The sequence below is a fragment of the bacterium genome (assembly GCA_021159335.1).
Classification (GTDB): domain Bacteria; phylum UBP14; class UBA6098; order B30-G16; family B30-G16; genus JAGGRZ01.
The window spans coordinates 1-13309 of record JAGGRZ010000004.1; the positions used below are offsets into that span (position 1 = coordinate 1).

Annotated in this window: 12 protein-coding genes, 2 tRNA genes and 1 pseudogene; 11 read left to right on the top strand and 4 right to left on the bottom strand. The window is 42.0% G+C overall.

Going from position 1 to position 13309, the window contains the following annotated elements:
- The coding region (locus tag J7J62_00050; GenBank protein MCD6123558.1) for a hypothetical protein at positions 1–1355 on the bottom strand (1355 nt) is incomplete at its 3' end.
- Between the two features lie 372 nt (positions 1356–1727).
- Here J7J62_00050 and J7J62_00055 point away from each other — a divergent pair.
- The 11 genes and pseudogenes from J7J62_00055 (at position 1728) to J7J62_00105 (ending at position 10305) form a co-directional block, all read left to right on the top strand.
- A pseudogene (locus tag J7J62_00055) lies at positions 1728–1901 on the top strand (cytidine deaminase).
- Positions 1880–2293 (top strand): dCMP deaminase family protein, encoded by a 414-nt coding sequence (locus J7J62_00060; GenBank protein ID MCD6123559.1) that lies wholly within the window; start codon positions 1880–1882, stop codon positions 2291–2293. Before J7J62_00055 ends, J7J62_00060 begins: the two are co-directional and overlap by 22 nt.
- On the top strand, positions 2290–2796 hold the full coding sequence (nrdR, locus tag J7J62_00065; GenBank protein MCD6123560.1) for a transcriptional repressor NrdR: 507 nt from the start codon (positions 2290–2292) through the stop codon (positions 2794–2796). The genes J7J62_00060 and nrdR overlap by 4 nt, the downstream gene beginning before the upstream one ends.
- Complete coding sequence (locus J7J62_00070; protein ID MCD6123561.1) at positions 2793–4328, top strand: DUF4932 domain-containing protein; 1536 nt, start codon at positions 2793–2795, stop codon at positions 4326–4328. Before nrdR ends, J7J62_00070 begins: the two co-directional genes overlap by 4 nt.
- Positions 4300–5304: a D-glycero-beta-D-manno-heptose-7-phosphate kinase gene (gene rfaE1, locus J7J62_00075; GenBank protein MCD6123562.1), complete on the top strand. Its 1005-nt coding sequence runs from the start codon at positions 4300–4302 to the stop codon at positions 5302–5304. Before J7J62_00070 ends, rfaE1 begins: the two co-directional genes overlap by 29 nt.
- A gap of 7 nt (positions 5305–5311) precedes the next feature.
- On the top strand, positions 5312–5677 hold the full coding sequence (queD, locus tag J7J62_00080; protein MCD6123563.1) for a 6-carboxytetrahydropterin synthase QueD: 366 nt from the start codon (positions 5312–5314) through the stop codon (positions 5675–5677).
- A gap of 97 nt (positions 5678–5774) precedes the next feature.
- A tRNA-Phe gene (locus J7J62_00085) sits at positions 5775–5847 on the top strand.
- A gap of 30 nt (positions 5848–5877) precedes the next feature.
- Positions 5878–8397, top strand: a complete 2520-nt coding sequence (locus J7J62_00090; GenBank protein ID MCD6123564.1) for a T9SS type A sorting domain-containing protein — start codon at positions 5878–5880, stop codon at positions 8395–8397.
- Positions 8398–8479: 82 nt separating this feature from the next.
- Positions 8480–8556: transfer RNA gene (locus tag J7J62_00095), tRNA-Val, on the top strand.
- Positions 8557–8650: 94 nt separating this feature from the next.
- On the top strand, positions 8651–9940 hold the full coding sequence (gene tolB / locus J7J62_00100; protein MCD6123565.1) for a Tol-Pal system beta propeller repeat protein TolB: 1290 nt from the start codon (positions 8651–8653) through the stop codon (positions 9938–9940).
- Positions 9940–10305 carry a septum formation initiator family protein gene (locus tag J7J62_00105; GenBank protein ID MCD6123566.1) on the top strand — a complete coding sequence of 122 codons (366 nt, stop codon included), beginning with the start codon at positions 9940–9942 and terminating at the stop codon, positions 10303–10305. The genes tolB and J7J62_00105 overlap by 1 nt, the downstream gene beginning before the upstream one ends.
- Here J7J62_00105 and J7J62_00110 read toward each other — a convergent pair.
- Genes J7J62_00110 through nikR form a run of 3 tightly spaced genes read right to left on the bottom strand, consistent with a single transcriptional unit; the run spans position 10290 to position 13083 of the window.
- Complete coding sequence (locus tag J7J62_00110; protein MCD6123567.1) at positions 10290–10922, bottom strand: class I SAM-dependent methyltransferase; 633 nt, start codon at positions 10920–10922, stop codon at positions 10290–10292. The two genes, J7J62_00105 and J7J62_00110, sit on opposite strands and share 16 nt — an antisense overlap.
- On the bottom strand, positions 10883–12664 hold the full coding sequence (locus tag J7J62_00115; protein ID MCD6123568.1) for a TonB-dependent receptor: 1782 nt from the start codon (positions 12662–12664) through the stop codon (positions 10883–10885). Before J7J62_00115 ends, J7J62_00110 begins: the two co-directional genes overlap by 40 nt.
- On the bottom strand, positions 12661–13083 hold the full coding sequence (gene nikR, locus J7J62_00120; protein ID MCD6123569.1) for a nickel-responsive transcriptional regulator NikR: 423 nt from the start codon (positions 13081–13083) through the stop codon (positions 12661–12663). The genes J7J62_00115 and nikR overlap by 4 nt, the downstream gene beginning before the upstream one ends.
- Between the last annotated feature and the right edge of the window lie 226 nt (positions 13084–13309).

Sequence of the window (13309 nt, forward strand, 5' to 3'; positions counted from 1 at the left end):
AAAATCTCGTATATTCTTCCACCGGTGTTTGTAAGTTTTACTGGTGCATTCATCCCGTAGGGCGAGCCAGCGGGGTCCCACTTAACCTCGAGACCTCCAAGGTTTTCGTTGGGCTGGTATTCTATTGTGGTTGATTCGTCATTTATATTTTTGTAAGATTTAGTTTTGCTGCATGATGAACCGCTGTATGCCACGGATGCATCCACTGAACGCTCCCTCGCCTTGAAATAATAGAAATGAGGATCTGGGTTGTATCCTCTGAATACCACATAAGCGTTAAAAGTCTGCTGTGCAGGAGGTTCGCCGCCGTTTTTGGTTGGGGTTATAACGAGATTCCTGCTGATTACTCTTCTTTCAAGTCTCGAACCGCTATATCTGGCGTCAAGTCTTAGTTCATAAAGGCTGTCCCTTATTTCGTTGTTGCATTCGCCCCATGAAACCCAGTAGGCATCAGACCATGGCCTTTTTTCATAAGTTCCATTTGACCATTTCTGTATTTGCTGAAGCGGGTCTATTCTAAACCTTAGAGTATATGGTATATCGGGATAGAGAAGCGGCAAAATTGACGGAGCCGTTGGGTTCTGATAGTAAGGGCTGACATCCTTCACAGTAATCACATAGTTTATATACTGGTCTATAGCTGTGGTAAAAACGAAGGGGTCAGAACTGCTTGGCGCTTCCACCACATTAACCTCGAGAACCTGCTTTTGGCATATATTAGGATACTTTCCGACCCAATGAACAGCATACTCCACCTCAGGTGATACAGTGTTGTCCTCAGTAACCACGGAGACAAGGACTTTTGATATACCGGGTTCGAACGATCTTATTATGACCCACGATTGGTTCGGTTTTATATCGATTTTGTCCACTGGTTCGCCAGAACCTTCTTTAAGTCCGATAACTGTATGGGGAAGGGGAGGATAAACAGGGGTTACGCCAAGCTTTGTTGTGATCTGGTCGGCGGAAACCGCAATTTGATTCTCAGGAACTCCTGCACCTTTGACTATGGAAACTTCGACAGCAGGATAACCGCCATAACTCATCTTTCCTTTTCGCATGAAAGACCACTTTATCCCTTTCACGGATGCCTTCGCCATAAATTCGCTGTCAATGGTGGCTACCAGAAGAAGCTTTTCGCCGTAGGGAAATGTCGCAATGTTAGCCATACCGCTGTTGGGCTTGATTGTCTTGTTGTTGTGTTTGGGAATGACTCTCAGGTGTTGAAGGCAACTATCTCGCAGAGCTTTTTTGATAGGATACTCGTAAGCACTTACCACAAGGTTGTCACAAAAGACAGGATAGAAGGTAGAAAGGATAAATACAAAAATAAGAAACACCATCCCAACACGCATAGCTCCTCCTTTGCTTCAGTATTTATCGCATTAATATTTGATTATTTAAAGATTATTATTATTGAAAATTATGTCAAGGAATTATTTTCACAATAAAATGGTTAATATTCTTTGGGTGCTTGTCTCCTTTTATTATCGTATAACCACCAAATAAATATAGCCACAAGGGTAGCTGCAAAATAAATATATACCATGGTTTGTCTGCTAAGTCCAAATAGGATGGTTATGGCAAATGGAATCAATGCATAAATGATCCAGAATATCACGCTTTGAACGAAACCCATAATAAGACCTCTCATTTTTTACTTTGTTTGCTGTTGCAAAATATTATAAAATAATGTGAATAGGTCAAGCAGAATCGGAGGTGAATAGTTGTCCGAGAAAATTCAAAGGCCAAGTTGGGATGATTATTTTATGGCTATGGCATTTTTAGTGGCTACTCGCTCAACATGTACCCGCCGCAAAGTGGGGGCGGTGCTGGTAAAAGACAGAAGAATACTTGCCACAGGTTATAACGGTCCACCATCAGGTTTTCCCCACTGCGATGGGTAAAAGACAGAAGAATACTTGCCACAGGCTATAACGGTCCACCATCGGGTTTTCCCCACTGCGATGTTATAGGATGTCTGCGGGATAAGCTAAATATTCCCTCGGGCGAGCGTCAGGAAATATGTTGGGGACTTCACGCTGAGCAAAATGCGGTCATTCAGGCCGCCGTGTTCGGAGTATCAACGAAAGGAGCAGTGCTTTACTCAACCACAAAACCCTGCATAACATGTGCTAAAATACTCGCTAACGCGGGAATTAAGAAAATATATTGCGCTGAGGATTATCCAGATAAATTTACTGATGAACTTTTGTCTGAACTCGGAATTCCGCTTATATTCTTGCCAAAACCAGATTTAAGCTTTTTTTGTGAACAGGAGGAGAAAAAATGAAATGCCCGTTTTGCGGCTCGCTTGACGACAAGGTAATAGATTCACGGACGATACGCGACGGTAAAGTTATAAGACGAAGGCGAGAATGCCTTTCCTGCGGGAAAAGGTTCACAACTTATGAATACATAGAACAGTCTCCGCTTCTTGTTATAAAGAGAGATGGCAGCCGCGAGGAATTCCAGCGAGAAAAGCTTATCCGCGGGATAAGAATAGCCTGCCGAAAGAGACCTGTATCGGCTGAAAAAATTGAACAATTGGTCGATAAAATCGAAAGCGAAATACTTTCCATGGGGGTTTCCGAAATTTCCTCGCTCAAGATAGGTGAACTTGTTATGCAGAATTTGAGAAAACTCGACGAGGTAGCATATGTAAGATTTGCCTCGGTATACCGTGAGTTCAAAGATATTGAGGAATTTCAGCAGCTTCTTGAAGAGCTCGAGAAAATTCGCAAGTGGGAAGCATTAAAAGATGCGCAATTACCATTAACGGGAGAAAAACAATGAAAAAAATAACGATATTACTAGCCTTAGCTGCTTTTTCCGCGCTAACAAACGCATCTGTTGAATTAAGAATAGACCCAAGAATAGAGCTTGTCGGTGTGCTCGAGTATTTCTCGCTTGATTCACAGAGTAGGGAAGAGGTTTTTCTTTCCGAGAGCAACTATTTCGTCGAAGAGCTTAGAAAATATTTTGCCCCGTATTCTAATCATTCCGCAATAAAAAAATTAAGAAAATTAAATAATAAGGGATTTTCAGTCTTGGATTTTGCCAAAGTGCTAATGTATTATGATTTTCCGCCTAAACTTGGTCAGATGATTCCGTTTGAGCGTGGATTTTTCTTGGATTTAAATTTAAAGGCTAAAAATAAGAAAAAATTGATAGAAGACCTTATAGAATCTGTTCGAGATTTCGCCAAGGTATCAGAATTTGAAAAATATTTGAGATTATATACAGGCGACCTTGAAATGAAGGTAGAAATGGTTTCCCAAGATATTGCTAAAAATGAGATTCCAGAAAGATTGTTTAACATGTTTGGTTTAAATTTTTCTGAAAAAAAGTTTATGGCGATATTTTGTTCTTGGCTTAAAGATGAAATTCATTTCTATTCCCCGATTTTTGGGTATGTAGTAATAATTGGTCCCGAAATCTCTCAAAAAGGCAATCCAACTTTCAGAAGCGCCAGAACAATGAACAAACTCATTAAAGGTTTCGCATCATTACTTATCGATGAGATAGTTGATTCGAACTTGGATGCAGTTCAATCGCTTGGCGACCTTTACACTGTATTGGGAAATAGCGCAAAATCAATTTGCAAGGACTGGGTTTGTGCCTTCAAACATCAATGGATGATGTCAATAATCCCTAATGTATCGGACATCAAGACACCCGCACTGATTGAGATTCATAAAGATTTTGCCCAAGGATTTATTTTCACCCCTTTTCTTTACTTTATTTGCAATGAACCTGTAAGTTTTGGTAATGCTGACACTATTAACGAATTTAAGGCAAGGATAATTATGCCTCTTACAGATTTTCTCGGTGAGTTCGAGGGGATATCGTATGTGCAAAAGAAGTATGAAGCACGACTCGTTGATGAAATATGGCAACATGCCAAAGCTGAAGCGCAAAATCTCAGTTTTGACGATGTTAGCTACATAGTTTTTCACTTCCTTAGGGGGCATCTCGCCGATGCCAGTGAGTTGATAAATACTAAAATGGAGTTGTCGGCAGGTAATGAAATGGAGGAGATGCTTTACAGGTGCCTCTCGGCGGCATTCAAGGCGGAAACGGGGGAATTGCTCGAAGCAGAGAGCATGGCTAAGGATTGTTTGATTTCTACAGATTCGGATAAGGTAAAAGCATACGCATACTTTACTTTGGGAATAGTTGCTCAAAATAGGGGCAAGGTTAAGAAGGCGGAGAAGATGTTTATTAAGGCGTCGAAACTATATCCTGAAATAAGCAGTTTGAAAGAACATATAATGAACTTCAAAGAGGGCAACGGGAATGATAATAAGCCTAAAAAGGCTAAATAAGATTCTTGTTGCGATAAAGAAGATAAGGATTGTCGTTTTCGGTGACCTGATGCTCGACAGATATTTATGGGGTGAGGCTGAGCGTATTTCTCCGGAAGCGCCGGTTCCGGTGGTCAAAGTTGAGGATGAAAGCGAGCGACTTGGTGGTGCTGCCAATGTAGCGTGGAACCTCAAGACTCTTGGTGTTGAGCCCATACTGGTGGGCTTAATAGGTGAGGACATGTTTGGCGAAAGATTGAGGAGGCTTTTGAGGGAATTCAAAATAGATGATGAATACATAGTAACTTCGAAAAAGCGGCAGACTACCACCAAAACAAGAGTCATCGCAAGAAACCAGCAGGTGGTAAGGGTCGATAGAGAAGATATTGGCAATCCAGGGCGCAATGAGAATCTGAAACTTGTGGAAAATGCACTTAGCGCAATGGAACAAGCTGATGCGTTGATAATTTCTGACTACGGTAAGGGAGTAATAAACAAAACAACTCTCAGAAACATTGGCGCTAATTTCAGGCATAACAAGCTTTTCGTCTCGGTTGACCCGAAGGAAAATCATTTTTCGCTTTACAGGAATGTATCTCTTATAACTCCTAACCAAAAGGAAGCCTCTAACAGTTGCGGAATTGAAATTATGGATGAGAAGTCACTTGTTAAATGCGCAAGAAAACTTATGAGAATAACCTCTGCAGAAAGCATTTTAATAACCCGCGGTGCTAAGGGGATGACCCTCGTTCGGAGTGACGGCTCGGTAAAAAACTATGGCACAGTTGCACGTCAGGTTTATGATGTCACGGGTGCTGGAGATACAGTTATTGCTGCTTTTACTGCAGTTATCGCTGCCGGCGGAAGTTATGATGAAGCAGCCATAATATCGTCGCATGCTGCGGGGATAGTCGTTGGGAAAGTGGGCACCGCAACGGCAATGCCTCAGGAAATAATGGAAAGCATGAGATACGAAATAGAAGCCAAGAAGCATTAATGATAAAATGTTTGAGCTATCCGTAAAATCATCATTCTCAGCGGCTCATAGAATAAAAGGCTACCAGGGGAAATGCTCAAAAATTCACGGTCATAATTGGACAGTAGAGCTTAAGGTGCGGACGGATGAGCTTAATGAAATTGGCATGTCGGTCGATTTCGCAATGCTAAAAAACATTCTTAACGATATAACGGAGAAGCTTGACCACACTGACCTCAACGAGAACCAGCTTCTTTCAGGGAAAAATCCCACTGCCGAGAACATAGCAATGATTATATACAATCTTGCGAAAGAAAAGATTGGGAACATAGCAGAGGTCGTTTCGGTTACTGTGTGGGAATCGCCAAATTCTGCGGTAACATATCGCGAATAGCCAAGCAGCAACAGTTTGGTGCGGTATTTCTGTAATAATAAAGTGGTTAAAAAACTCTTGCATAGACGGATTTGTTAGATATTATTTTTACGCTCTTGCTGGGGTAGCTCAGTTGGTAGAGCACAGGACTGAAAATCCTGGTGTCGGCAGTTCGATTCTGCCCCCCAGCAAGTTTTAGAACCATCAAGGGGGGGAAGAAAATGCTCAAAATCAAGATTTTTGTTTTAATTTCTTTGCTTTTGGCATCGTCCTATGCTATGACGATAGTCGGAAGCATTCACGGTTTCTCGCATACCGTCGGATGTTATCCTCACGGAGAATATGCCTATCTTCTCTACGGCAGATGTGTTGCGGTGCTCGATATAAGAACTCCGTCATCTGTGGCTTTTGTTGATAGCATATGTTTTGGTGATGAGGTGCTTGACTTTGACTTTGGCTTCGATTCCCTCGCTTTTCTTGGATGTGGCTCAAACATTTATATTTTCAACATTAGTGACCCTACCCGCCTTGTCAGGGTGCATACAATATTGTTACCCTCACCAGCTGAACGCGCAGCCTCGATAGCATTTAACAACGGACACATTTATGTTGCCACTGGAAGTAACCTTTATGTTTACAGGTTGATAGTAAGTCCGACTGGTATAAGGGATACTCTTACATACTCTGAGTTGGTAACTTCCAAGATTGTTGATGCAGATAGTAATTATTTAGCACTGGTGGTCCTGTCTTCTCCAATGATAGGGACCACCATAAGGACCTACGATATCAGCACACCCTCAAGGCCTCGACTCCTCGGAAGCGCACGAACTACCGGTCGAGGTGGCGATGTTGATGTCTGGGGGAGCCGAATCTACGCTGCCAACGGCATCGTGCCAATACCCGGTGCAGGAGGACAGGCAGTGCTTGTTTTGGCATCAACGCCAACGAGAGCGTATACATGCACCACAGGTTCAGGAGACTGCAATCATGGATGCGCATGGGGAGAATACTTTGCTATCGCGAACGGTCTTAACGGTGTGAGACTTTACAACTGGGAGAATCCATCATCCCCGCGTCTTGTGGATTTGTATGTTCCAATGATTTCAGAGTACTATAACAACATTGAAATACAATATCCATATATATTTGCCACGATAAGAGACGGATTAATGATTTTTCAATCTGATTCGCTTCCATCGATTGGGGATAGGACTCCTCCAAGAGCAACTCTTATAGAACCGCTATCCGGCTCGTTTTCAGCATGTTCATTGCAGTGCATAAAATATGTCGTTGTGGATTCAGGTGGGGCTGTCGACTGGTCGTCTGTAGTTATTGAGGTTAATTCAACTCTATACGGCGATACAGCTTTAACTATTATTGGCGATACTGTAATGTTTGTTCCATCAAGTAGTTGGTCTGAGGGAGATACGATAAGATTCTCCCTTATATCTGCGCGGGATACCGCCGGGAACGCTGCCTTGGGATTGCCTCTTTCAGGCTTCGTGGTGATGGATTATTCACCACCAGTGATATTTGATATTACTCCTGCCAGTGGAGAAACGGTCTATACTGCCTTTCCAGTGGTAAAATTTCATGTCGTTGATTCGCTATCTGGCGTGGGATATTTTGAGGTGGTGGTTGCTGGCGATACCTTTGGTCCATCTTCGCCTGAGGTAACCTTTGATGGAGACAGTGTGGTTTACATTCCCACAGTTCCTGTGCCCCGCGGTAGTGTTACAGTTTGCGCCTACGCTTCTGACAATGTTATTTATTGTGGTCCGAACGAAACTCCACCCCTCTGCTGGACATTTTATAACGGAATATCAAGCTCTGATACGATTCCTCCTGAAATAAGATTGTTGCGCCCGCTTGATGGGACTGCTACATCGGATTCCTTCATGCCCATAGTATTTTACATACACGATGATTCTGGGGTGCATGCTGCCTCTATAGTCTTGAATGTTAATGGTGATTTATACACGCTTTATTCGTCCGTTCTTACTTATACTGCTGATACGCTGCGATACGAACCTCATACACCATACCCGGAAGGAGAAAACACAGTCACCCTTTCTCCCGTATCAGATATTTATGGGAATGCGACGACAACATACAGTTTTTCCTTCAAAGCTGACTACACACCGCCAACCCAGCTTAACATATACCCTATCCCCGGTTCACACCTTGACCATGATACTTTAACGGTGGATATTTCGCTTGTAGATCCTAACGAGGGTTCCGGGATAGATACCGCGAGCATAAGGTTCTACATAAATGACACTCTCGTTGACCCTGTTTTCGTTCCGGTTTCAGATACATTGGTTCGCCTGACATATTTCTACGATGGAAGAGGGTATAGTGGCGATACAGTTAGAATAGCTCTCACTAACCTGCGGGACCTCATAACATATGGTTCATACAATTATGCACCAGAACTTAGATATTGGTTTACCATAGAACACAGCGCTGTTAGGGAGTTAGCCAAGCCAATAACCCCTAATATTGAAATAACGCCGAATCCTTTCAATCAAACTGCTTTGGTAAGAGTGTCTTTGGGAAAAAGGGAACGCGGAAAACTCGTGCTTATGGACATTAATGGAAGAATAGTGAAAACATTGCTGGAAGGGAAAATCAAGCGCGCAGAAGTAGCTATTCACGGTGAGGGGCTTACGAGCGGAGTTTACATATTAAAGTGGAAAGGAGAATCGGAACTTTCGAGCAGACTGCTTCTTATGAAGTGAGCACCGGCTATTCCTTGGGGTATAAGCTAATTAACAAAACTCTTGACACGAATTCGACCCAAAATATTATTAAATTTGAAGTGGGCGATTAGCTCAGCTGGTTAGAGCGCTACCTTGACATGGTAGAGGTCAGTGGTTCAAATCCACTATCGCCCACCATTTTTTCTTTCCCCAGATGAAACCTCAAAAAATTCTTGCCATCACGAAATATTTGTTGAAATTATAAAAATATTTTAAATAATAGAATAAAGAAATGCGAGCAATATTATTAATAATAACAATTTTTGCAATCAGCTTTTCGCAGGAAGTGCATCTTAAGATAACCGATCGCTCTGCCGAAAGAATAAGAGTGGCTGTAATGCCATTTGTTGAAGACCCGGGCTCGATGGGCGACTTAGTTTCTGCGGACTCTATAGACGACATAATTAGTGCTGACCTCGATTTTTCGCCGTTCTTCACCGTTCTTGAGCCAGAATTTTTCCCTAAAATAGTTACCGACGAGAAGGATATAATGCAGTCAGATTGGTTAACCTCAGGTGTTCAAACTATAATTTTTGGCACTTATGGTTTGGCTGAAGGTGAGGCGTATATTCATCTTAAGTTATACTCCGTCCCGAATGGCAAGGTTATATACAAGAAAACCTTCCGTGGCTTGCCTGAGAACCTGAGAAGAATTGCACATGCAGCTTCGGATGACATAGTGAGAAAGATTACGGGAGAGAAGGGCATAGCACAAACCAAGATAGCGTTCATATCCAGCAGAAACGGCAATAAAGAGATTTATATTTGCGATTACGATGGCTACAATCTCACCAAGTTGACCTCGCATAAAAGCATAATTCTATCGCCGGATTGGTCGCCGGATGGCACAGCCTTAACATTCACAAGTTTTTTGAAGGGGCAGCCACAGCTTTATATATACGAGTTCGCGAAAGGTCGAGCTCGGTTGCTTTCTGGGTTTAGAGGATTAAATACCGCTGCATCGTGGTCACCAGATGGGAAGAAGATCGCACTGGTTTTATCAAAGGATGGCAATTCGGAAATTTATGTTATGGATGTTAGGAAAAAGAAGCTTAAGAGACTGACTAAGAATTTTTATATAGACACCTCGCCGACATGGTCGCCAGATGGTCACTATATAGCTTTTTGTTCTGACCGCTCAGGGACACCGCAGATATACATAATGGACTCAGATGGTGCCAATGTTAGACGGCTCACATTTGACGGGGACTACAACGACCAGCCATCATGGTCACCTAAAGGCGACAAAATAGCCTTTGCGTCAAGAACCAGAGGGCAGTTCGACATAGCGGTCATAGATGTATCCGGCGAAAACCTTGTTTACCTGACATCCTTGGGAAACAATGAACATCCAGACTGGGCACCCGATGGTTATCACATAGTTTTTGCTTCGGACAGATTGGGGACATATCAAATTTATGAGTTTCTATGGGATGGTACTAAAATAAGGCGAATAACAAATATAGCGGCGAACAACACCTCGCCATCCTGGTCTCCGAGATTTAACTGGGGGCAGGAATAATGAGGAACAGGGTTCAAAGAATTGCTAAGCCCAGAAAAGGTGCCAGGAAAAAGTGGTGGAAGATAGTGCTTGGCTCCGTAATATTTTTCGTAGTGTTTTACACGCTTTTCCTTAGTGAAACGGGATTTCTTAGCATAATGCGAAAAATTAAGTATAGAGACCAGCTTAAAGCCACCATAGAAAAAGAGATGAGAATAAGCGATTCGCTGAAGAATGTTATCATTAAGCTTCAAACTGATACCCAATTTGTCGAAAAAATAGCCCGAACAAAGATGGGCATGTCGAGAGCTGGAGAGAAAATCTTTATCTTTCGTGAATCAAAGACAACAATAAAAAGCCCTGCAGATTCTCAAGTATTAAAGTAATCACCTTTTATGGCGCTGATAATGTAGTGTCTGTGAGGTTTATCAGAAGCATAATATATTCTGAAACCAAGTTTATCCAGCTTCCGAGCTACTATCTCCACTGATGGGAGCATGTGTTCCTTTATTGGACCACCGATATTTTTGTGTATTTCGTTTATTTGTTCGCTCCCGTTATCGTGAAAAATAAGCAATTGACCACCTACTTTTAGCGTTCTTTTTAACTCCTTTAGAACAGCGTCTATTTGCATGTGAGGCAGTGCATTAAAGATTATGGCTAAATTGGCTCTTTCACTTTTTATTGGCAATTTTTCCCCGAAAGCCACGAGTCCAAAGCATGATGAAAGTTTTTCCTTCGCCATGCTGACGAGTTTGAATGAAGGGTCAATCATGATTATTTCTTCTTGTTTCCAACCTCTCTCCACCAGAACCTGTGAAATTATTCCGCCACCACAGCCAATATCAAGGGCAATGCCAGCTCCTATTTTGAGGAATCTTCCAAGAATTTCTCGAACAAATTCCCTCCGTTGCGGGTCGCGGGCTTTTTCCACCCAGAAAAACGCTTTTTCGTCGAAAAATCTTAAAATCTCGTCATTTTGTTTACTGATATTTGCGCCCATATTTGCCTTGGTGGCATTGGATAACCAGCTTGAGTGTAGTATTTCATGTCGAAGATGTTGTTTATGCCAGCTCTAAAAGTAAGAAAATTAGTTATGTGCGCTTTAAGCTCGAGGTTCGGCACGAGAAATGACCTTAACTTACTTTCAGGTAAGTCGTTAGCATATAATCCGCTTGCCCCCTCGAAGTTTATTCTGAACTCTAACGGAACAACAAGATGTTTCTTTGCAAAGAACTCTCCGATAAGGTGGTCAGCTGGTCCTATTGACCGTTTTTCCCCGAGCTCCTGGTGTGCAAACCCAAGCTGAAAGCCAAAAGATGCTTGTGAATTAGAGGAAATGCTCAATTCGAGGCCGGGTCTTCTGAAAAGACCAGAATTTGAATAGGGGTGACCAGGATAACCAGTTTTTATAAGGTTTTCGGCGTATGTATACCATATGAACGCTTTGAGATTTATTAAGCTGATACTTTTTCTAAAGCCCAATTGTGCGGTCCAGGCGTTTTCAGGCTCAAGTGATGGGTTGGACCATGGAAAAACTCGTAGCTCTCTTATACATGGAAACCTGAAACCATTTGAGAGTTTTGCAGAAGAAGTTATGCCAAAGATTTTTTTCGAGAATTCAATCTCAGGAGCGATATGTGTGCCGAAGTCTTTTCTATAAAACATGGTTGCCGAAATTTTCAGGCTAAATTTTTGTGAATCATATTTTCCCCAAATAGTCGACTGATAGTCGGTGTCCCAGAAATCGCCTGTTTTAGGACCTCTGATAACCTTGCCGCCGTATTGAATGCACATGAGTTTTGCACCGGCAGTTCCCCAGCTGAATTCGTGAGTGTACATCGTTTTCACTCCCCAGCTAAGGTCATTTGAGCGGAAACCAGTAAAAATAGCATGATGTCCACTGTGCACGAAGTAAGAAGCTTTAAAAGCATTTCTGTTGAATGAGTGTCTCCAGCTTATGTGGCTATGCCAGCGGGTAATGTTATACCATGCATTACTGAGAGGTTCGGTTTCGGTCCCCGGGTCGAAAAGTTTGAACCAATCATGTCTATATACGAGTAAAAAATCATCGGATTTCGTTTTTAATCCGATGTGTCCGCCAAATCTTTCGGACTTGTAATCGTCTCTCGAATCACTTCTAAATCCATCAGAACTTGATGAGCTATAATCAAAACCGAAGTCGAATTTATCCTTTTTTATCAATGCTTGTCCTGTTAACCTTCTGGTTTTGAAGCTGCCTACTACGCCTTCAGCAAAAGTATTTAACCCATCATTAGCTAACCTTTTTGTTTTGATATTTATTGCGCCTCCCATGGCACTTTGAGATAGAGAAGGAGTAGCACCACGAAATAGTTCGACCACACCTCCAGATGGGCAATCTATGGCATCAAAAACTGGATGTCCCATTAATCCCATAATTAGTGGGTCTCCGTCCCATAATATCGCCACCTGCGTTGTCGGCACACCACCAAGTCCAAAAAGATATATTTTAGCTGCTGACGAGGTTGCCAAACCAAGCCCTAAAATGGACCTTCGTGTAAAGAATAGAGAGGGTGAAAGTTTTGAGGCTTCAGATAGAACGGATGTGTTAACATAGTCTGGTTTGGTAGAATCGCTTTCCACCCATAACTCTCTTTCACCCAGCACTTCGATGGCTTCACCTTTATATGTCTTTAAAGAATCAGTATTGGCAAACAGCAAGTTGGATGTTGCGATAATGATATAAATTATTGCATTTCTCATTTCTTATCCTCCTTCCAAACCTTTGCAATGGTTAACTTACTCAAAAATACTCCTTTTTCAGAACCGATGTGAGAAGCTATTTCCTTAATTTTTGATATTTCCCCTTTTACCGCGAGAACCTCCATACAAAGCCTTTTGTCGACATGGATGTGCATGGTGGCTGTGATGCATTCGTTGTGAAGATGCTGATAGTCGACTAATCTGTTTGCTAACTTCCTCTTTTTGTGGTCGTAGAGAACCGTTATCGTCCCGATGGTAATATTTCCTTCCTGATGAGCTTTTCTCTCAAGCACGAATTCCCTCATAAGGTCCCTTAAAGCTTCGCTTCGGTTTGTATAGCCTGCTGCCTTAATAATTTCGTCGAATTCTTTTACAAGGTCTTCCTCGGCTGATACGCCGAATCTTAGCAGTTTTGCCATATTTCCTCCTTGTGGCACGATTAAAATAAAATGTGTTACTCCATTTTGCAAGCGAAAACTTGGCAAAATGTGAAAAATTTAACTTTTTACTTGACATAATAATTTCTTATGTTAAATTCCTAATCGATTTTTTTATAGACATATTGAACGCCTAAAAAGGAGGTATCATGGGAAGGCTGAACAAAATAACTGACGACAAGGCGAGTTTCTTTATTAAAAAGCTTTT

Coding starts and splice junctions, on each gene's coding strand:
- nrdR (MCD6123560.1), top strand. CDS start 2,290: ATGAAATGCCCGTTTTGCGGCTCGCTTGACGACAAGGTAATAGATTCA.
- J7J62_00070 (MCD6123561.1), top strand. CDS start 2,793: ATGAAAAAAATAACGATATTACTAGCCTTAGCTGCTTTTTCCGCGCTA.
- rfaE1 (MCD6123562.1), top strand. CDS start 4,300: ATGATAATAAGCCTAAAAAGGCTAAATAAGATTCTTGTTGCGATAAAG.
- queD (MCD6123563.1), top strand. CDS start 5,312: ATGTTTGAGCTATCCGTAAAATCATCATTCTCAGCGGCTCATAGAATA.
- J7J62_00090 (MCD6123564.1), top strand. CDS start 5,878: ATGCTCAAAATCAAGATTTTTGTTTTAATTTCTTTGCTTTTGGCATCG.
- tolB (MCD6123565.1), top strand. CDS start 8,651: ATGCGAGCAATATTATTAATAATAACAATTTTTGCAATCAGCTTTTCG.
- J7J62_00105 (MCD6123566.1), top strand. CDS start 9,940: ATGAGGAACAGGGTTCAAAGAATTGCTAAGCCCAGAAAAGGTGCCAGG.
- J7J62_00110 (MCD6123567.1), bottom strand. CDS start 10,922: ATGGGCGCAAATATCAGTAAACAAAATGACGAGATTTTAAGATTTTTC.
- J7J62_00115 (MCD6123568.1), bottom strand. CDS start 12,664: ATGAGAAATGCAATAATTTATATCATTATCGCAACATCCAACTTGCTG.
- nikR (MCD6123569.1), bottom strand. CDS start 13,083: ATGGCAAAACTGCTAAGATTCGGCGTATCAGCCGAGGAAGACCTTGTA.